General features: G+C 40.0%; 21 protein-coding genes. 7 read left to right on the top strand and 14 right to left on the bottom strand.

The genetic code is table 11. From position 1 onward, the window contains the following. Positions 1-28: 28 nt before the first annotated feature. Together B7698_RS04720 and B7698_RS04715 are read left to right on the top strand one after the other, a co-directional pair. Positions 29-1,513 carry a DUF1846 domain-containing protein gene (locus B7698_RS04720; RefSeq protein ID WP_023946637.1) on the top strand — a complete coding sequence of 495 codons (1,485 nt, stop codon included), beginning with the start codon at positions 29-31 and terminating at the stop codon, positions 1,511-1,513. 94 nt (positions 1,514-1,607) lie between these two features. Next, entirely contained in the window at positions 1,608-2,090 is a 483-nt protein-coding gene (locus B7698_RS04715) for an S-ribosylhomocysteine lyase (RefSeq protein ID WP_000032548.1), read from the top strand. A 60-nt stretch (positions 2,091-2,150) separates the two neighbouring features. Here B7698_RS04715 and B7698_RS04710 read toward each other — a convergent pair whose 3' ends face one another. The 5 genes from B7698_RS04710 to rsmH form a co-directional block, all read right to left on the bottom strand. After that, entirely contained in the window at positions 2,151-4,256 is a 2,106-nt protein-coding gene (locus B7698_RS04710) for an ATP-dependent Clp protease ATP-binding subunit (RefSeq protein WP_084864802.1), read from the bottom strand. Between the two features lie 334 nt (positions 4,257-4,590). After that, the gene (mraY, locus tag B7698_RS04705; RefSeq protein WP_084864801.1) at positions 4,591-5,571 is read right to left on the bottom strand and encodes a phospho-N-acetylmuramoyl-pentapeptide-transferase; all 981 of its coding nucleotides are present in this window, start codon (positions 5,569-5,571) and stop codon (positions 4,591-4,593) included. A gap of 1 nt (position 5,572) precedes the next feature. After that, positions 5,573-7,825 (bottom strand): penicillin-binding protein PBP2X, encoded by a 2,253-nt coding sequence (pbp2x, locus tag B7698_RS04700; RefSeq protein WP_084864800.1) that lies wholly within the window; start codon positions 7,823-7,825, stop codon positions 5,573-5,575. A gap of 3 nt (positions 7,826-7,828) precedes the next feature. Further along, positions 7,829-8,146, bottom strand: a complete 318-nt coding sequence (gene ftsL, locus B7698_RS04695; RefSeq protein WP_000227824.1) for a cell division protein FtsL — start codon at positions 8,144-8,146, stop codon at positions 7,829-7,831. A gap of 9 nt (positions 8,147-8,155) precedes the next feature. After that, on the bottom strand, positions 8,156-9,106 hold the full coding sequence (gene rsmH, locus B7698_RS04690) for a 16S rRNA (cytosine(1402)-N(4))-methyltransferase RsmH (RefSeq protein ID WP_000159429.1): 951 nt from the start codon (positions 9,104-9,106) through the stop codon (positions 8,156-8,158). 164 nt (positions 9,107-9,270) lie between these two features. Between rsmH and B7698_RS04685 the strand changes: the two genes are divergently transcribed. Genes B7698_RS04685 through B7698_RS04665 form a run of 5 tightly spaced genes read left to right on the top strand, consistent with a single transcriptional unit; the run spans position 9,271 to position 11,447 of the window. After that, positions 9,271-9,465: a helix-turn-helix transcriptional regulator gene (locus B7698_RS04685; RefSeq protein ID WP_084864799.1), complete on the top strand. Its 195-nt coding sequence runs from the start codon at positions 9,271-9,273 to the stop codon at positions 9,463-9,465. 15 nt (positions 9,466-9,480) lie between these two features. After that, complete coding sequence (locus B7698_RS04680) at positions 9,481-10,023, top strand: DUF3278 domain-containing protein (RefSeq protein ID WP_084864798.1); 543 nt, start codon at positions 9,481-9,483, stop codon at positions 10,021-10,023. A gap of 10 nt (positions 10,024-10,033) precedes the next feature. Continuing rightward, positions 10,034-10,369 (top strand): hypothetical protein, encoded by a 336-nt coding sequence (locus B7698_RS04675; protein WP_084864797.1) that lies wholly within the window; start codon positions 10,034-10,036, stop codon positions 10,367-10,369. Between the two features lie 26 nt (positions 10,370-10,395). Continuing rightward, positions 10,396-10,974 carry a DUF3278 domain-containing protein gene (locus B7698_RS04670; RefSeq protein ID WP_084864796.1) on the top strand — a complete coding sequence of 193 codons (579 nt, stop codon included), beginning with the start codon at positions 10,396-10,398 and terminating at the stop codon, positions 10,972-10,974. Further along, complete coding sequence (locus B7698_RS04665; protein ID WP_084864795.1) at positions 10,971-11,447, top strand: glutathione peroxidase; 477 nt, start codon at positions 10,971-10,973, stop codon at positions 11,445-11,447. The genes B7698_RS04670 and B7698_RS04665 overlap by 4 nt, the downstream gene beginning before the upstream one ends. Positions 11,448-11,592: 145 nt before the next feature. Here the strand turns inward: B7698_RS04665 and B7698_RS04660 are convergent, their stop codons facing one another. From B7698_RS04660 to rplM, 9 genes are all read right to left on the bottom strand, one after another. Further along, positions 11,593-11,883 carry a DUF5960 family protein gene (locus B7698_RS04660; RefSeq protein ID WP_084864794.1) on the bottom strand — a complete coding sequence of 97 codons (291 nt, stop codon included), beginning with the start codon at positions 11,881-11,883 and terminating at the stop codon, positions 11,593-11,595. Then, on the bottom strand, positions 11,876-12,238 hold the full coding sequence (locus B7698_RS04655; RefSeq protein WP_084864793.1) for a hypothetical protein: 363 nt from the start codon (positions 12,236-12,238) through the stop codon (positions 11,876-11,878). The genes B7698_RS04660 and B7698_RS04655 overlap by 8 nt, the downstream gene beginning before the upstream one ends. Beyond that, positions 12,235-13,650 (bottom strand): Y-family DNA polymerase, encoded by a 1,416-nt coding sequence (locus tag B7698_RS04650; protein ID WP_084864792.1) that lies wholly within the window; start codon positions 13,648-13,650, stop codon positions 12,235-12,237. Before B7698_RS04650 ends, B7698_RS04655 begins: the two co-directional genes overlap by 4 nt. A 3-nt stretch (positions 13,651-13,653) precedes the next feature. After that, positions 13,654-14,340: an XRE family transcriptional regulator gene (locus tag B7698_RS04645; RefSeq protein WP_084864791.1), complete on the bottom strand. Its 687-nt coding sequence runs from the start codon at positions 14,338-14,340 to the stop codon at positions 13,654-13,656. Positions 14,341-14,759: 419 nt separating this feature from the next. Further along, on the bottom strand, positions 14,760-16,169 hold the full coding sequence (locus B7698_RS04635; protein ID WP_419991888.1) for a peptide MFS transporter: 1,410 nt from the start codon (positions 16,167-16,169) through the stop codon (positions 14,760-14,762). 429 nt (positions 16,170-16,598) lie between these two features. Continuing rightward, positions 16,599-18,812, bottom strand: a complete 2,214-nt coding sequence (locus B7698_RS04630; RefSeq protein WP_084864790.1) for a glycoside hydrolase family 31 protein — start codon at positions 18,810-18,812, stop codon at positions 16,599-16,601. 153 nt (positions 18,813-18,965) lie between these two features. Further along, positions 18,966-19,145 (bottom strand): hypothetical protein, encoded by a 180-nt coding sequence (locus B7698_RS04625; protein WP_049516166.1) that lies wholly within the window; start codon positions 19,143-19,145, stop codon positions 18,966-18,968. Between the two features lie 541 nt (positions 19,146-19,686). Next, entirely contained in the window at positions 19,687-20,079 is a 393-nt protein-coding gene (gene rpsI, locus B7698_RS04620; RefSeq protein WP_000075964.1) for a 30S ribosomal protein S9, read from the bottom strand. Between the two features lie 18 nt (positions 20,080-20,097). After that, the gene (gene rplM / locus B7698_RS04615) at positions 20,098-20,544 is read right to left on the bottom strand and encodes a 50S ribosomal protein L13 (protein ID WP_001044624.1); all 447 of its coding nucleotides are present in this window, start codon (positions 20,542-20,544) and stop codon (positions 20,098-20,100) included. Positions 20,545-20,672: the final 128 nt, after the last annotated feature.

The following is a 20,672-nucleotide window of genomic DNA, read 5'->3' as shown; positions in this document are numbered from 1 at the left end:
TATTATAATAGGGGTCAGAGGTAAAAAAATGAAAAAACAAGCTTTTAGTTCTGAACAATATTTGAATCTACAGCGCGACCACATTTTGGAGCGCATTAACCAATTTGACGGCAAGCTCTACTTGGAGTTTGGTGGCAAAATGTTAGAAGATTTCCACGCTGCTCGTGTCCTTCCTGGTTATGAGCCTGACAACAAAATCAAGCTCTTGCAAGAATTGAAAGAGCAAGTCGAGGTTGTAATTGCCATTAACGCTAGCAACATCGAACATTCCAAGGCACGTGGTGACTTGGGAATTTCTTATGACCAAGAAGTTCTTCGCTTGATTGATAAATTCAATGAATTGGGAATTTTTGTTGGCTCAGTGGTCATCACACAGTACGCTGGCCAACCAGCTGCAGATGCCTTCCGCAACCAACTGGAAAAAAACGGAATTGATTCTTATCTTCATTATCCAATCAAAGGATATCCGACGGATATGGATCACATCATTTCTCCAGAAGGCATGGGAAAAAATGACTACATCAAAACCAGTCGCAACTTGATTGTCGTAACCGCTCCTGGACCTGGTTCTGGAAAATTAGCAACTTGTATGTCCAATATGTATCACGACCAAATCAATGGTATCAAGTCTGGTTACGCTAAATTTGAAACCTTCCCAGTCTGGAATCTTCCCCTTCATCATCCAGTTAATTTGGCCTACGAGGCTGCCACAGCTGACCTTGATGATGTCAACATGATTGACCCCTTCCATCTCCAAACCTACGAAGAAACCACTGTCAACTATAACCGTGATATCGAAATTTTCCCAGTGCTCAAGCGCATGTTGGAACGTATCCTAGGAGAGTCTCCATACGCTTCTCCGACAGATATGGGTGTCAACATGGTTGGTTTCGCTATTACAGATGATGAAGCTGCTGTCGAAGCTTCTAAACAAGAAATCATCCGTCGCTACTATCAAACTGTTCTTGATTTTAAAGCCGAAAAAGTTGGCGAATCTGCTGTCAAGAAAATCGAGTTGCTTATGAACGACCTTGGTATCACACCTGCAGACCGTAAGGTTGCTGTCGTTGCCCGTCAAAAGGCAGAAGAAACTGGCGGCCCTGCCCTAGCCCTTGAATTGCCAACTGGGGAAATTGTCACTGGTAAGAACTCAGAACTCTTTGGCCCTACAGCCGCTGCTCTTATCAACGCTATCAAGAAATCAGCTGACATCGCTAAAGAAGTAAAACTAATCGAACCTGAAGTTGTTAAGCCAATCCAAGGTCTTAAAATCGATCATCTCGGTAGCCGCAATCCACGCCTTCATTCAAATGAAATCCTGATTGCACTTGCTATCACAGCTACAGAAAATCCTGATGCTGCTCGCGCTATGGAAGAACTTGGCAACCTCAAAGGAAGCGAGGCCCACTCAACCATCATCTTAACAGATGAAGACAAGAATGTCCTTCGTAAACTAGGTATCAACGTAACCTTTGACCCTTACTACCAATACGACCGCTTGTATCGTAAATAAAGATTTCAACCTCTCCAGCCTCGGAGAGGTTTTCTCTCTGACTCAAGAGCCGGCTTTATGTTATAATGAAAGAAGAAAACTGAAAGGATTTACCATGTCAAAAGAAGTTATTGTTGAAAGTTTTGAACTTGACCACACCATTGTTAAAGCACCCTATGTTCGCTTGATTGGGGAAGAAACAGGACCAAAGGGAGATATCATCTCCAATTATGATATTCGTTTAGTGCAACCAAACGAAGACTCTATCCCTACCGCTGGCCTTCACACTATTGAGCACCTCTTGGCCAAGCTCATCCGTACTCGCATTGACGGCATGATTGACTGTTCACCATTTGGTTGCCGTACAGGCTTCCATATGATTATGTGGGGGCGCCACACCAGTGCTGAAATCGCGGCCGTCATCAAGGATTCGCTCAAGGAAATCGCTGAGACTACTACTTGGGAAGAGGTTCCTGGAACAACCATCGAATCTTGCGGTAACTACAAGGACCACAGCCTCTTTTCTGCTAAAGAATGGGCAAAACTCATCTTGGAACAAGGAATCTCTGACGATGCCTTTGAACGTCATGTCATCTAAACACAAAAAAGGAACCAGTTTTTCAGCTGGCTCCTTCTTTTTTATGCTCAAAATTTTGTCTTAGGCTTTTTCACGAATGACCAAAACACCATCTTCCATGTCAGCTTCTAGGTGTTTAGCATCAAGGTTATCCAAGTGGAAGTCTGTGACTTTGTCACGGATTTGTTGTTCAACCACACGACGGAGTGGACGAACACCCATGACTTCATCGTAGCCTTCCTCAGTCATGTATTCTTTAGCAGCTTCGCTCACTGCCAAGTCAATGTCTTTCTTAGAAAGCGTCTTGTTAACTTCAACCAACATAAGGTCTACAATCTTAGAAAGATCTTCTTTGCTCAAGTGTGAGAATTCGATGACAGCATTGAAACGGTTAAGGAATTCTGGACGGAAGTAAGGTTTCAAACGATCCATCAATTCTGGTTTATCCGCATCTTCTGTCAAGTTAGCTTCGTAACCAAAGCCTGCGTTTGAAGTTGCGATAATCACCGTATTCTTGAAGTTGACAGTGTTACCTTGACCATCTGTCAAACGACCATCGTCCAAAACTTGGAGGAGAAGGGTGATGACTTGAGGGTCAGCCTTTTCAATCTCATCCAAAAGTACGATTGAGTATGGATTGCGACGAACACGTTCTGTTAAGGTATTGCTATTGTCATCGTAACCAACATAACCTGCAGTTGTACCAATCAATTTAGATACGGCTGTGCGGTCGCTGTATTCTGACATGTCCAAACGGATGATCGCATCCTTGGTTCCAAACATATCGAGCGCCAATTGCTTAGCAAGCTCCGTCTTACCAACCCCAGTAGGTCCTACAAAGAGGAAACTACCGATTGGGCGATTGCCTTCATCAAAACCAGCACGGTTACGACGGATAGCGCGAGCTACAGCTTCTACCGCCTTGTCTTGGCCGATTACCTTATCTTGCAGACGATGAGCCATATCTTTCAAACGTTCGATGTCTGATGCTCCCATTTGTGATACTGGGATACCCGTCATTCGTTCTACAGATTCAGCCACATCGTTGACACTTGCAGTCACTTTCATATCTTCTGTATGGTTTTCGATTTTCTTTTCCAATTCTGCAATGCGTGTTTTATAGTTCAGAGCTGCTTCAAAATCTTCTGCTTCAACTGCTTTTTCTTGCTTGTCTTTTTCTGCCTCAATTTCACGTTCAACAGCATGAACATCTGTTACTGGATGCTGAGCTGCCAAGTGAGCCGCCGTTACATCGACAAGGTCGATAGCCTTATCTGGCAAGCTACGTTGAGGAATATACTGAACAGAGTAATCCACCGCTGCTTTCAAGACCTCGTCTGGCAAGATGACATTATGGTGTTGTTGATAGAGGTCACGAATTCCTTGAAGGATTTTATATGTATCCTCTGCAGAAGGAGCATTAACCTTGACTTCGTTGAAACGACGAGCAAGGGCTGCATTTTTCAAGATAGTATTACGGTATTCATCTTGAGTCGTTGCCCCAATCACTGTCAATTCTCCACGTGAAAGAGCTGGTTTCAAGATATCAGCAAGACCTTTAGACCCTTGACCATCACCTGTGCTACCAGCCCCAAGAATTTGGTGAATTTCGTCGAAGAAAAGGATAATATTTCCAGCTTCTTTGACTTCGTTTACCAAGTTTTGAATGTTTTCTTCAAAGCTACCACGGTATTGAGTACCAGCTTCAAGTCCAGAAATATCAATAGAAATGATCTCTTTGTTCTTGATTGCTGCAGGAACGTCACCGTTCACGATAGCTTGGGCCAATCCTTCTACTACTGCAGTTTTACCAACACCAGCATCACCGACGAGAACTGGATTATTCTTTGTGCGACGAGAAAGAATTTCAGAAGTTTCTTGGATTTCTTTATTACGTCCAATAACCGGATCTAACTTACCTTCACGTGCTTCTGATGTCAAGTTACGACCTAGTTTTGCAAGGACACCATCTTGTTTCATACCTGACGTATGTTGTGGCATTTGTCCATCAGATTCTGCATTTCCTGGTAATTGACCAGTTGCACGATAGTGAGCAAATTCCTCAGGTGTGACTTCGCGTCCATTAATTAAGTAACGGCGATTTTCAGAACTGTATCCTCGCATACCACCCATCAATTGGTTAAATAAATCATCCATGTTGTTAAAATTATTAAAGTTGTTGTTCATATTCTTTACCTCTTTTTGTTATTTATTATTACTGATATTGACTATCTTTGACCTTTATTTTAAAAAATTTAGACTAGCTAAATCGCTACTCTACGTACTATTTCTGGTTTTTCTTTTTCAAGCAGGAGTAGACTATCTTTACTTCTGAAGATTTGTAGATTAAACATAGACCCCACCTCTTTCTATTTTACTTTAAATAAGTGTTCTAGTAAGGCTTTCATTTACCTTACGTTCATAATATACTACATTAGTCAGAAAAGGTCAAGAGATTTGACTTTAATTGACCAATATTTTTTAGAATGCAAAAACACCCTGAAATATCAGGGTGCTATTCTTACATCAAATACAAAATTGCTAGGGTCAGGAGACTTGCTAGAAGTCCCACTCCCCAAAAGAAGAAGTCGACCTTCCACTCGCTCCAAGGATTTCCTTTACCAGACAATCCTCCAAGCTCAAAATGGTGATGGACAGGTGTCATACGGAAAATACGTTTACCACCAGTCAGTTTGAAATAGCCGACTTGCATCATGACTGAAGTTGTTTCAAAGACATAAATAATTCCGATAATCAAGAGAGTCCATTCTTGGTGGAGAGCCATAGAGATAGCTGCCAACATTCCACCGAGAGCCAAACTTCCCACATCCCCCATAAAGACCTTGGCAGGCTTATGATTAAAGACGAAGAAGCCGAGCAAGCCACCAATCATGGCTAGAATCACCAGAAGAATATCCATCTGACCTTGCACATAGGCAATAACTCCATATGCAGACAAACTAATCACGACTGAAATACTAGCCAGACCATCAATTCCGTCTGTCAAGTTGACTGCGTTTGAAAAACCAACTAGCCAGAAAAGGGCGAAGACAATATAGAAAATCCCTAGATGCACTTGGTAACCAAAGACTGAAAGCATATCGCCACCGCGCTCATAGAAAAGGTAAAAAATGACACCACCTAGAAGCTGAAGAGCCAATTTCTGCTTGGGATTAAGGCCCTCATTGATCTTGCGGAAAACCTTGAGGAAGTCATCTAAAAATCCGATTAAACCATAAAGAACCAAGATAAATAAAATCATACCAACATTATTGCTGAGTTGATTACTAAATAGGGCGAAAAAGAAAGCAACTAAAACAGAAGCAATTAAGAAAACCAAACCTCCCATTGTAGGAGTCCCAGCTTTTGCCTGGTGCTGTTTGACATCCTCATGCATCTGCTGGCCTGTAATTTGCGCCTTTCTATAAAATTGGATAAAGGCCGGAATTCCTACTAAAGTTAGTAAAAATGTCACAATTCCAGCACTGATGGAAATAAACATATTAGTCTCCTAAAGTTAATTTAATTTTTTTAATGTTTTTGATCGCTGTATTAGTCCGAACATCTTGCTTCTGTACAACAGAACCTGACCCTTCAAATTCCAGCTCAATATCCAACCATTTAGCAAAGGTTTCAGCAGTCTCTTTTTTCCAGCCATACATGTCTGGAATTTCTTCTACCTTATCCGATAAAAGGAGAACTTGTTGGTTTGGTGCAAGATTGGTCCCTTCTTCTACAGAAGTCTCTTTAATCTTTGTTCCAGTACCTACAACGATTGGTTGCACAATATTTCGGCGTAAGGCTTCCGCCAACTCACCAGGTGAAATATCCTTGATGCTAGGCATTGCATAAGAAGATTCTGTCGTCACTTTATCTAAATTCTTGGCTGGAGATTGAAGATTGAGAGATTCTTTCATAGCTGAAGCCCGCTCCAAGATTGGGTTGGCAAATTCCCCCAACTGGATACCTGAATAATGTTCAGGTTGTTGAACCGTTACATACAAGATAAAATCAGGATTTTCAGCAGGGTTCATAGCCACAACCGAGAAAATGTAGTTGGTAGAACCAACCAAGTAGCCTCCATTTTTCTCGTCAGCGATTTGGGCTGTACCAGACTTGAGGGCTACATTTTGACCTGGAACATTGACAGTTGCTTTTCCTGTACTATGATTATACATAGTTCCATATCTAGGATCCGTTCCTACCAAGACCATGTGAGTCCGAGTTTGGCCAGCCGCATCTTTCGAAACGGGATTCCCTACAATTTCTTTTTGAGATCTACGAACGGTTTGATCATTTGGATCATACAAGGCCGTAATAAATTTAGGCTCTAGCATGACGCCATCATTGGCAATGGCAGTAAAGGCACGTAGCATCTGGGTCTGCGTTACAGAAATCCCCTGACCAAATGCACTCATGGCAATATTGACAATATTATCTGCAGGCAATTGACCTGTGTACTCATCAGTCAGACCAAAACGCGTCGGCACTCCAAACTTAAAGCGGTTTAGATAATCCAACCAAGTAGCATCTCCCATTTTTTGTTCAAGTAGACTCATTCCAACATTACTGGAGTGAGCGAAACCTTGTGAGAAAGTCATCATCCCACCAGTAGTCAAACCATCATTAACATCCCAATCTCGAATCGTCGCATCCGCTATTTTTAATTCACTGCTATTGAAGTATTCTCCACTTGGGAAGGTATTATTATCAATAGAAGAAGCTAACGTCATAACCTTCATGGCTGATCCTGGTTCATAGTTACTTTGATAAAGAATGTCACGCCAAACAAAGTCCTCAGTGATTCCTTCTTTAGTATCTGCATTAAAGGTAGGTCGTTGGGTGGTAGCGAGAATTTCACCGGTCTTTGCACTGACCAAGGTCGCGGTCATATACTTACCTTTTACTTTTTCTAGAAAGGCATCCATCTGAGTTTCCATGAAAGATTGGAGCGGACTAGACAATGTTGTATAAACATCCTTGCCATCCACAGTTTGTTGCGATACCAGTTCTGTACCTGGTACGATATTTCCTACACGGTCTTTTTCATAGGTAATAATACCGTCTGTCCCAGCAAGAATGGTATTTAAAGAACTCTCCAAACCAGAAGTCCCTAACAAACTCTTACTACCATCCTCATTTTCATGAAGTTGGGCTAAGCCAATAAAGCTAGAAGCAAATTGTCCATTTGGATAGCTTCTGTTAGGGCTCGTTGTAAAGTCAATTCCTTCCACACTAGCATCTTTTAAATCTTTTTTAATGGCCATCATATTGGCATAGGTAATCCCATTTCCTTTGGCACCAAAGGAAACCTGGGTCAGATTTGGTTGAGCCAGTTGTTCTTTTACATAGGCTTCATCCATATCCAAATACTTATGGAAAACTTCAGCTACCTTATTAAACTGCGAATCCTCTACATAAAGAATTTTCCCCGTTGCTGACTTGTATTTTTTATCAATAACAGCATAGACATTATAAGAGGTCGCATCTTCTGCGATAGGCACTCCATTTCGGTCATAGATAGTTCCACGTTTGGCAGGAACTGTACGGGTTGTTTGGTGAACCTTTTTAGCTTCTTTTACCAAGTCAGTACCAAATATATTACCTTTCGCGATAATATACGCAAAATTGGCCAAAAAGATGCCAAAAAGGGCAACCGCCACAAAGCTGAGGTACTTACCAACTATCCTACGGTTTTTTGCTGGAGATTTACGATTTTTTATCGCAAATCGGGTTATTTTTTCTGTCCATTTCATATCTTACTCCGCTGTTCGGATATTTTCATTATTCAATTTCAAATCTTTTTTATCTGCAATCTCTTTCAAACGCTCTGAACGAATCAATTCATTCACTTCCTGCTTAGCATCATCGAGCTCTGTCTTCTTTTCCTCTATCTGCGCATTGATTTTTGTCAAATCACTTTGCACTTGCAAGAGCCGTGTCTGCATAAAGATAATGCTCACTGCTAAAACAAGAGCCGTAAAAGCGATGGAAAGATAAAAAGCCTTCTCCACACGTGAGAATTTTTTTATACGATTCTGCAAGAATTGACTGGTTGTTTCTTTCTTATCTACCATTTTTTCCTCTTACTTGTGAATTTTTCTGGCCACGCGCAACTTAGCTGAGTGCGAGCGGTTATTGGCTTCTAATTCTTCTGCACTTGGCAAGATTGGCTTACGGGATACCAATTCCATCTTGGGCTTGAGATCATCTGGGATGAAAGGCAAACCTTTGGGAACTTCCACTGTTGAAGCTTCCTTGAACAATTGCTTGGTCAAGCGGTCTTCCAAGGAATGAAAGGTAATCACTGAAATTCTACCATCTAGAGCCAACATCTCCATAGCCTGCTGAATGGATTCATCTGCCGCTCCCAGTTCATCATTGACTTCAATTCGAATAGCCTGGAAAATCTGCTTGGCAGGATGGCCCTTCTTCTTGAGCTCCTTGGCAGGTTTAGCCGACTTGATAATCTCTGCCAACTCAGTCGTTGTCTCGATTGGCTTGACTTCACGTGCTTGTTCAATCTTACGCGCAATCTGTTTAGAGAATTTGTCCTCGCCATATTTGAAGAAAATACGAACCAAGTCATGATAGTCATAATGGTTCACCACTTCATAAGCTGTCAGACTAGCATCCTGATTCATGCGCATGTCCAGTGGCGCATCCTTTTTATAAGAAAAACCACGCTCACGCTGGTCCAATTGAGGACTAGACACTCCCAAGTCATAACAAATTCCATCAATTTCCTGAACACCAGCTTCGCGCAAACGTGCCTGTAAATGACGGAAGTTATCCTTTATAAAAGTCACCATCCCCTTCTCAATGTAGGAAGCCAAGCGTTTTTGCGCATTGTTAATGGCATTCTGGTCCTGGTCAAAGGCATAGAGATGGCCTTTTTCACTTAATTTACTTAATAAATATTCGCTATGGCCCGCTCCACCTAAAGTCGCATCAACGTAGATACCGTCAGGCTTTACGTCGAGCATATCAATCGTTTCGTGGAGTAAGACCGTTACATGATGAAATTCTTTTGTCATATCTTATCTATTTTACCATAAATCCGACTAGCTTGCACTAGTCAGACAAATAGGTCAAAAAAAGTAAGATTTCTTTAAGAATATGTCAAATATGCTTGACATCTATTTCATAGAAGAATATAATATAGTCAAATATATACGACATAACTCGGAAAGGAGAACAGATGAATCGTGTGAAAGAATTTCGCAAAAAACTGGGTATTTCCCAGCTCGAACTCGCCAAGGATATCGGTGTCTCGAGACAGACCATCAATATGATTGAAAACGACAAGTACAATCCAACCCTGGAACTCTGTCTCAATCTCGCCCGCAGCCTCCAAACTGACCTCAACAGTCTCTTTTGGGAGGATAATTTTTAAAAAAGGAGCCAACTCATGAAAAAAGAAACCTTCACTGAAAAACTCATCAAACGCACATACGGCATTTCTGGTCCCCTTGACGAATACAAACGGCGTGAGATCGATCGTATTGGGAACCAAGTCTTTATCGTCCTCTTTTATCTGATGATTTTCGGAAATCTTATTCCACTCCTTCTGGCCTATAAATACCCTCAAGAAGTGGCTCTAATCTATCCTCCTCTGATTTTAGTGATTGCCCTCATCGCTGCTAGCTATCTCACCTACCAAATGAAAAAAACAGGGATTACAGCTATTGATCCAGATATGCTGAGTGAGAAAGAAAGTAAGCAACTACATTACCCAGGTCTGAAAGCAGGTTTGTTCTTTGGTCTATGGATGTTTTTTATAACTCCTCTTCTCAGTATACTCATGGGTGAAAGTCCGGACTATTTTAATTCTCTTCTCACTATAAGAAATGGTGTATCAAGCATTCTCGGTTCTATCTTCTTCGGAGCAAGCATACAATTCCTCATCTCCCGTCGCATTGCAAAAGCTAAGAAAGATCAAGATGAGGATTAGGAGGTGCCCTATGAAATCACTAGTAACTTTACTTACCTATCATCTTTTGTTTGCTTCACTGCTCATCTTCATCATCGTTTCAGGGAACTTGCCAATCTACGATATAGTCCTCCTTCCAGTCTTTGTTCCAGCACTCAACAAAGGATTGACTTATCTAAAGATAGATTCCCAAAAAACGCGCATACTCAACCTAGCACTATGCTTTATGATTCTATCTTTTCTATCCTTACCACAGCTGACACTCACTTCAAGCAATTGGAAATATTATATACTGCTAACTATCGCCATTCTTTCTTCTATTACTTATCTTTATTATCTCTATCAATTCGTAAAAGAAACAAAATAACATCGTTCATTTAGGAGAAATCACCCATGAAAAAAGAAGACTTAACAACTCGCTTACTTCGAAATTTCTTTCATATCCAAGGGCCTTTTGATGAATGCCGTCAAGAGGTTATCTACAAGGCTTGCGCCCGTTCCATGATCCAAATCTTTTACTCTTCCTTCATTCTCTTCCTATTCTATATTTTGTTCGGAAGCTTTATAGAAATTGTTCGAAATGTTATGCCCTACATCTATTTTGGACTCATTTTGTTCATGAGTATAAAAGCTCAAAAAGCCGTCCAAGAGCTTCATCTTGAAAAGGATGACAAATCAGAAATCATCCTCAAAACCTACAGCAAAGCCCAAATCAAATTTCGAAGCTGGGTTGTGTTTATCGGTCTTCAGATTGGCCTCTTTACCCTACTCATCTTTCATAAAATCTTCGTTCAGCAGATGTCCTTTTCAGATTTTGGGAAGTTGCTCATGCAATTCGATAAAAGTGTTCCTTTCCTGATGTATGGCCTGATTATCGGTAGTATTTTCGGAACCCTGACCTACGGATTTCTATCATTACATGAGGAGAAAACTCCTAAAAATACCAAACAGAAGGAGAAAAGCAATCAATGACTACACTATACGATTTTTCAGTCTTAAACCAAGACCATCAAGAAACCCCACTAAATGCCTATCGTGGGAAAGTTCTCTTGGTTGTCAACACTGCTACTGGATGTGGTTTAACGCCCCAGTACCAAGGACTTCAAGAACTCTATGATCGCTATCAAGAACAAGGTTTTGAGATTTTAGACTTCCCTTGCAATCAGTTTATGGGACAAGCACCAGGCAGCGCAGAGGAAATCAACAGCTTCTGTAGCCTACATTATCAAACCACCTTCCCACGTTTTGCCAAGATCAAGGTCAACGGTAAGGAAGCAGATCCTCTCTATGTTTGGTTGAAAGAACAAAAATCTGGCCCACTGGGAAAACGAGTCGAATGGAATTTCGCTAAGTTTCTCATCGGTCGTGATGGTCAGGTCTTTGAACGCTTCTCTTCAAAAACAGACCCAAAACAAATTGAAGAGGCGATACAAAACCTACTATAATTTACAATCTCACTATGATTAGGTTTCCTTTAGCCTAATGAATAGTGAGATTTTTTGATGGGCTTTGACTTAAATAGAAAAACACTCCATGATATGAACCATGAAGTGTTGTAAAAATGATACATTCATAGCAGACAATTCACTACTAGACACTATTTTTAACCCCAGCATATACATAGGTTCTATTGCTTGAACACTCTTTTTCCGTTACCACCCTAAAATAAAAGCTATGCTCCCGCCCATCCTTGGCATTTTCCTTGTTTAAGACAAAGTAGTTTTTCTGATTCATCGCCATGGTTCGTAGGATGTCATCAATCAAGAAAGTCAAGGGTACGTTCATGGCAGAGTATTTTTGAAAATCCTCTTCAAAACGAATATAGTCATCTGAAAAATAATCCATCTGCAGTTTGTTTTCATACAGCTCTTTTCTAGTCATAAACTCCCTCCTCCCACAGCCGAATTTCTAGGATATCTGCAACCTCTATCAACCTATATCCCTCGTTTGTCCTAATAGATAGAGTCTGATGTGATAACTCCCTCACCTCACCGATGATAGTCGCCTTCTGCCTCTTGTCCTTAACCACAAAGCGTCCCTTAAGTTGGCCAACATAAAGCTGAGAAAGCAAGTTCAGTTTCTCAATTGGGTTCAAATTTGTCGAAAAAACAACCCGATTTTTTTCTTCACTAAGCGAACTAGTATGTTCTGAAAGGTAAAACCCCATCCACTTCTGCATACCTGGATCTTGATAATTTCGCGCAGATTGAAAGGGTAAATAAGAACGATCAATCATTGTAATCCATCTAATCCTCCAGCAGAATGTCCTCCAATCAGCTTGCTTCTAGCAAGACTCCTAGAGGCTTCTTCCAGTGCATTGGCTCTTAAAAGGGAAGTGAAACCAAATTGTTCCCGAATGGAGTCAATGGCCGTCTGGAGCCTTTCTTCTTTTTCTAACTTGTCAACATCATCAAAGAGAGATATCAAACCAAAGGACTCGTCTACAAAGCCTGAATAGTTAACTCCGACACTTCTGACCGCTCCAGAAGTGTATTTGTTATGAAATAACTTCAAAACATAATTCGTTAAGACAGCTGTATTATTGGTCGGTTCGACCTTCATTTGTGTGTGAATAGACGACCTGACCTCCTGTTTAGAGAAACCGACATAGATAGAGACAAGGGTTGTTTTCTTGCCAGACCTTCTCAATCTAATAGCCACCTGCTCCGCCATTTCTCGAAGAATAATTTCAATATCCCGTAGCTTCACGTAGTCTCTCGGCAAGATTTGAGAATTCCCCAATCCCTTGGATTTGGCTTTATAGGGCTTATGAACATTGCTCTCATCAATCCCGTTGGCATGAAACCACAAACGCAGACCAGCCTGACCCAGAGCTTTCTTTAGCTGGTCGGGATTGCTGGTTGCCAATTCCTTGATGGAAAAAATCCCCAGAGCATGCAAGCGTTTCTCCATCCGCCTGCCAATCCCCCAAAAATCTGTCATCTTAGGGATTGCCCAGACCTTCTCTTCCACATCCTGGTAAGACCAGTTGGCCCTCATGGTCGGAGTGTGCTTGGCTTCATTATCCAGAGCCAACTTGGCCAGTAAGGGATTGGCATTGGACATACCTACTGTAGAGTAGATTCCTGTCTGCCTCCAAATATCCCTCTGAATACGGGCAGAAAGCATATCCAGCTTGTTTTTGCGAGAGAGACTCTTGTCTGGGATGAAATAGTTGAGCGAACTAGTCAGGTCAATAAAGCCCTCATCGATAGAGTAAGGATAAATATCATCTGGACTGCCATAGTTTTGAAAGATTCGCTGGATTTCCATATTGACTGCAATGTACTCGTCCATCCTGGGTGGTACAATCAAGGTCACTTGAGCCCAATCTTCGATGTAGCGAACATAGTCCGAGTCAGTCGATAGCCCTTGCTTTCGAGCATTATAATAGGAAAATTTGCGGGTCTTGATATCAAAAGGCAGATCGTAGGCCCGACCAACATTTGACTTGCCAAAAATCTTCTTAAACAGGGGAGAGGAGGCTAGGATAAGACCAGTTGAGTTATCCGCGCGACTCATGACACAAAGCGAGGTTTTCAGCGGATGCAATCCTCTTTTCACGCACTCAACACTGGCATAAAAGGACTTCATATCGATAAAGGCAATGTCACTTTTGGGCTCTCTGGAATAATCAAAGTAGCCCATTGGCTATCCCTCCATCGGCACAAAGTTTCCAACGATAATACCCACAATCCGAGGATCTTCCTCATAGGATATGAAAATATCCTTGTATTTAGGATTGATAGAGACCAGACGCAATCCATTCTCCTCTCGATAGACCCGCTTGATATAGGTCTGGTTGTTGCAAACCACTGCATAAACCGCCCCGTCATAGTCAAATCCTGTCTCTCGAATCAGAGCCACGGAGCCATTTTGGTATTTAGGTTCCATGGAGTCCCCAGACACCCATGACGCAAAATCATGAGCCAACTCCTCATTAAAGTAAACCGTATCAAAATTCCGATCATCGTAGACCGAAGCTCCAATCCCTGCTGACATGCGTTCATAAACACGGTACTCGTAGAGACGCTCTGGCATAGCTGTCACTTTCTGAGCTTGCTCCTCTTGAGATAGGTTGCGAGCATAGAGAACAACCTTCTCCTGCCCTTGCTTGGAGAGGCTATGGTAGAGACGGACAATTTCGATCTGAGTAAAATATCCTTTTGGTACTTTTAAAATATTCTCTAGCTGGAACACCTTCTCCTTGGACGGTTCCTTGACTCCACGTTCCCAAGCCGAGTAAGCCTGAAAACTAATCCCAAGTTGCTCTGCAATTTCCTTCTGTGTTAGTTTTAACTCTTTTCTACGAGCCTTTAATTTTTCTGGCTGATACATACTTCACCTCCTATTATGATACTTTAATGGACATTATCTCCCTTAGAAAGACTAATCGATGCTTGAATCCATACTTTCAAAACTCAACCAATATGGTTTAGTTTTATTATATAAAAAAAGTGGACGATTGTCTACTAGGAATATCAGAAACATCGTGAATTTTATACTCAATGAAAATCAAAGAGCAAACTAGGAAACTAGCCGCAGGTTGCTCAAAACACTGTTTTGAGGTTGTAGATGGAACTGACGTAGTCAGTATCCTACACATACGGCAAGGCGACGTTGACGCGGTTTGAATTTGATTTTCGAAGAGTATTAATCAAACTAAAAGGACTTAGCCCTGTACAATACAGAACTAAATCCTTTGAATAAATAATTGATCTAACTTTTAAAATCCCTACAGAAATTCCAGTTTTTCTCTATTTGATACCAGACATTAGTTTTTCAATACGTGGAACGTAGAAGAATAAGATAATACTGAATACAATCGTAATTCCTCCAACAATTCCATAGTAAGCGACTTCAGTTTCGCTTGTATAAAATTTTACAATTTGAGCATTGATAGCTTGGGCAGCAGCATTACTCAAGAACCAGATAGACATCATTTGTGCTTGGAAGGATTTTGGTGCTAGCTTAGTAGTGACTGATAGACCAATAGGCGAAATCAACATTTCCCCCACAATCACAATAGCCCAACTCATAATCAACCAGAGAGGACTGACCTTAACATCTGTCCCAAAGAGCATCCCTGGTAACATCATCCACAAGAAGGATAAACCTGCAGCAAATAAACCGTAAGCAAATTTCTTAGCAGAGGATGGTTGCTTTTTACCCATTTTCCCCCACAACCACGCAAAAATCGGCACATAAATCATAATGAAAAGGGGATTGATACTTTGGAAAAAGCTAGATGGAAAATGAATCTGATTCCCAAATACATTAAAGTAAAGTTGAGTTTGATCATCCGCAAATAGAGCGAGAACAACAGAACCCTGTTCCTCAATAGACCAGAAGAGTACTCCAGCGATAAATAGAGGAATGTAGGCAAATACTCGGAATCTCTCAGTGGCAGTTATTTTCTGACTAGATAAAATCTTAAAGAAATAGTAGATTGGAATGATTACCGCAATCACTGTAAAGATATTAACAATCATATCCACATTAAACTGGTGAGTAAAGACTAAACCTATAACCACGAGAATAACTACGACAAGTGTAATCAGCAAGCGTTTAATCAAGGTCTGCTGGTCCTTCTGTGAAAGTGGATCAGTGGGGTAAAGACTTGATTCAGGCAGATATTTCTTCCCATCCAAAACATACTTCACTAGACCAAAGAACATCCCAATAGCAGCTAATGAGAAACCTAGATGGAAATTGACTTCCTGACCTAGATAACCCACTAGATAAGGGGCAACGAAGGCACCTAAGTTAATACCAAAGACAAAGATACTAAAACCTGCATCCCGTCTATCATCCTCTTTCTCATAAATTCCCCCCACCATATCTGAGATATTGGGTTTTAAAAATCCAGTACCAAAGATAATCAAGGCAATAGAAAGATAGAGAGCCACTTGTCCAAAAGGTGTTGCCAAAGCAATATGCCCTAGCATAATCAGAATCCCACCGTAAAAGACAGTCTTACGACTTCCTAAAATACGGTCACTGACAAAACCACCGATAACCGAGGACAAAAATACCAGCGAGCCATAAATCGCCATAACCGATGCAGCTGTGGTCTTATCCATTCCCAATCCACCATCTTGCACACTATAGTACATATAGTAAAGTAGGATAGCTCGCATCCCATAGTAAGAAAAGCGTTCCCACATTTCTGTAAAGAAGAGGGTGGACAAGCCCATAGGATGTCCAAAAAATGTTTTCTGTTTTTCCATATATATTCTCCTTTAACGATATAATAATTCATTTTACAGAATTTTCAAACAAATGTCAAACAAATCCTGTTTGTTTTAGAAAATTTTCTGAAAAAATCTAACGTCTCATACTTAATTCCACCATAAATTTCAGACTAACTTCCACTTCGGTCAGACAAGTGGAAGTTACGTTGAAAAATCTCCTTTAAAAATTTGCTCTTGTTTAGTTTAAAAATATTTCAAACCTTGAAACATACTTATCCTTTCCTCTTCAGTAAACAAAAATCCCTATGCCAAACTTGTAGTTACTACAATACAAGCCAATAAGCATAGAGATGTAAAACTGTTACACATTAAATAATAGAAATTGTGTACGAAATTTCTCAATTAGTTTTCGCTAGTAAATATCTTTTCCAACAAACGCCCTCTCAATTCCTTATCCTGATGATGCAAGATATTCATTAACTCATGAGAATTTTTCGCATTGATGAATTGATTTAATAATCTATCTTTTAATTCATATGGAAGAGAAGCCGTCTTTAGTAGTCTAAAAACTTCATCATTTAGGGATAGCCTTTTATTATCTTTCCATTCAAATCTAGCTGTATCATTCTTATTTGGCAATTCAATTATAGACACATTCGTTCTTTTAAAATGAATTCTATGTTTTCTATTGCTTGGAACGATACTAGAATCTCCTTGTAATGCTAACTCTACCATTCCTATTTCCCAATCGATTGATAATCTTGTTTTATATCTTTGACCATTTTGATCTTCAATCATTTCAAAAGAATGTTGCTTGCCTGGGAATACATACCAATCTACAACTTCAGGTAAATCAACACCCATATCTATCTCAGAACCAACCAAGGGAATGATTGCACCACTTTTTGCAAACACAGGCATAGTCGAAATGTCTCTATAAACACTCAACTTCACACCACCTGTATATTTTTTCTCTGAAAAGAAGTCATACCATTCACCTTCAGGGAACCATACATCCACTTTTGCAGATTGGAATGCCAAATCCATCTTTTCTACAATGGGAGCCACCATCAGTTCTGTTCCAAAAAAGTATTGATTTGGAACATTATAGCTCTCATCATTCTCTGGGTAGAAATAATACATTGGGCTAATTAATGGGGCACCTTCCTCGTGTGTCTTTACATTCATAGTGTATAGATAGGGAATCATCTGATGTCTCAAACGAAGGTATTTCTTCATAATCTTAGATGTTGTGTCTGAAAAAAACCAAGGTTCTTTACTATTAAAAGGACTTCTAGAACTATGTAAGCGAGTAATCGGACTAAAAACACCAAACTGTAGCCATCTAGTTTGTAGCTCTTCGTCATAACCCCCCAGCATGTGTCCACCGATATCATGACTCCACCAACTATAACCGATATTAGATGCAGTCGCTGTAAAATAAGGTTGAAATCTTAAGGAATTCCAACTAATAATGGTATCCCCTGAAAAACCAACAGGGTAGCGATGACTACCAGGACCTGCATATCTTGATAAAATCAAACCACCTTCTGCATTTTTACAACTATCCTGATAATGATAATGGTTTAAAAGCCATAGTGGATCCAACATGCCTTGTGTCCCTTGTTGCCAGTCAATCCACCAAAAATCTACTCCCTGCTTTTCTAGCTCATAATGAACATCTTTAAAGTAGGTTTCCCTAAAAGATGGATTAAAAAAATCAAAAATAGCAGGTTCCTCTAGTTCTACATTTAACCCCAATCGTTTGGCGACTTGAGGATAAGCTTCTTCATAAGCCCGTATACCATCAGCAGGATGGACATTTAAGGAAAGTTTTAGCTTCCTATCATGAAGTTGTTGCAATAACTGTTCTGGATTAGGTATTAAGTTTTTATTCCAACTATATCCTGTCCAGCCACTTCCAAAACGTGCTGGAATGTCAGTTATGTGCCAATCCATATCTAAAACACCGATAGATAATGGAATTTTCTCTGTTTCAAATCTGTCTATTAAATCCAAGTATTCATCCGACGTATAAGGCCAATACCTACTCCACCAATTTCCTAAAGCATATCTTGGCAATAAGGGTGTTGAGCCCGTTAAATGGTAAAAGTCTCTGATTGCTCCTCTATAATCATGCCCATAGGCAAAGAAATACAGGTCAATTTGATTTTCTCTCTCAATATAACCAGACTGTTCATCCCAAATAAATCCTTGAGAATCATCCAATAAGGCTATACCATTTCGGCTAATAATTCCATCTTCTAACGAGATTGCTCCATCTGCCTCATCCAGAGTCCGAGCTGTTCCTTTTAACGTTTCAATAGATTCACCAAAATACCAGCGACTACCATATACAGCAAAATTTCCTTTTAATTCTATAAATAAATTTTCGGCGTTAAATTCTCCTTTATTAAAGTGCAGATGAAAATAGTCCGTCATAATATCTAGTACGTTTGATGTCTCGATATAATCTAACGAAACTTGGCCAAAATCTCTATTATAGATAAGTTGTGTAGTTCTATCCTCAAAACTTCCAGTTTGAGAGTATTCTAACCTTACTAACTTGTCTGTTAATACAGAGATTCGATAAAACTCTCCCTTAAAAATTTTCAATTTGTTGTCCTCCTTTTATGGTAGCATAAAAACAGAACGCACCATTTTTGATGCGTTTTTCGTTATTCTAAATGCAATGTTCTATCTATGACAAATAATACTCAATTGAAAAAATGTAGTGGACAAAATATCTTTTAACAAATCAAGATGTTATTAAAGAGTTATCCCCAGAGCAAGAGCTTCATCTCGCAGTGTTTCAACATCAATAACCGTAGGTCGCCATCCTTCAATCATATTTGTACTTAAAGCATACCAAACACTTTTAAAAACGGATCGGTTTTCAAAAGCTACTCCCATGATTGTCATCTTTTCTTTATCTATATCTAAGGACATATGCTACCTCCTTTAGTTACATTATACCATGTTTCTCTGTAGCTTTTAAACATTTTATTTTGTCTGTAATATCTAAATTTCAGCACGTTTATCCTATTTTATAAACATCAAACCCAAATATAAAACACATTCTTTTTACTTTTTAACTAATAATACTGAGTAAAAACTTAACTTCAGGGGAAAATGAAGTAAGACTAGACAAAATTCAAAAACTGATTTCGTACAACTCAAAATACTGATTTTAGACTAAAGATAATACTAGAATGCTAATTAATGTTTTTACAATAAAGAGCTGACAACTTATGTTGCTTTTGATTTCTTAAGAGTATAAAAAGAAACAATAAGGTAAACTTTCGAGTGATTTGAAACGTTGATAGTATCGTATTGATTAACGTTTTGAGGAAACTAGCCTTGTCCGGTTGCAGCCACATTTGCAAGCGACTAAAGTCGCAACAACTGTGTCAATTGCACCAATTTAGTAAGAAAGTACAAAAAGAACACCCCGAAAGGTGCTCTTTGTAAGTATAGTAATTCTTTCGAATTAACGTTTACTAAATTGTGATGCTTTACGAGCTTTCTTAAGACCTGGTTTCTTACGTTCAACTTTACGTGAGTCACGTGTAAGAAGTCCTGCGCGTTTCAATGAATCACGGAAGTCTGGGTCTACTTGAAGAAGGGCACGAGCGATACCGTGACGGATAGCTCCTGATTGACCAGCGTATCCACCACCTACAACGTTAACGAAAACGTCGTATGAACCTGCAGTTGAAGTAACTGCGAATGGTTGGTTGATTACAAGACGAAGGTCAGCGTGTGGGATGTACTCTTCAACATCTTTTTTGTTAACAGTGATTTTACCAGTTCCTGGAACAAGGCGAACGCGTGCAACAGCGTTTTTACGACGTCCAGTACCTGCATATTGTGCTTGTGACATACTTTATTGTTCCTTTCCTTAGATAAGTCCTGAAATATCAAGAACTTCTGGTTGTTGTGCAGCGTGAGTGTGCTCAGCTCCAACAAATACTTTCAACTTCATACCTTGAGCGCGTCCAAGAGTATTGTGTGGAAGCATACCTTTAACTGATTTCTCGATCAAACGTACTGCATTTTTAGAACGAAGTTCACCTGCAGAGATTTGTTTCAATCCACCTGGGTGGTTTGAGTGAGTGTAGTAGATTTTATCAGTTGCTTTTTTACCAGTCAATTTAACTTTTTCAGCATTGATAACAATCACAAAGTCACCTGTATCAGTGTGTGGTGTAAATGTTGGTTTGTTTTTTCCGCGAAGTACGCTAGCAACTACTGCAGAAAGACGTCCAAGTGGTACATCAGTTGCGTCAACTACGTACCATTTACGTTCAACTTGGCCTGGTTTAGCCATAAATGTTGTTTTGTTCATGATTTCTCCTATATATAGTTCGATTTTTGTTTACGGTGATGGGTGTTCCTTCCCATCGAAAAGTATTTGGAAGGTTCCGGGGCCTTTCAAATGGGGTAAACAATACCGCCTACTATAATACCAAATTT

Source organism: Streptococcus mitis (assembly GCF_002096855.1).
Taxonomy (GTDB): domain Bacteria; phylum Bacillota; class Bacilli; order Lactobacillales; family Streptococcaceae; genus Streptococcus; species Streptococcus mitis_Y.
The sequence above is the reverse complement of the archived record's forward strand: the minus strand, read 5'-3'. Positions and strand labels throughout refer to the sequence as shown.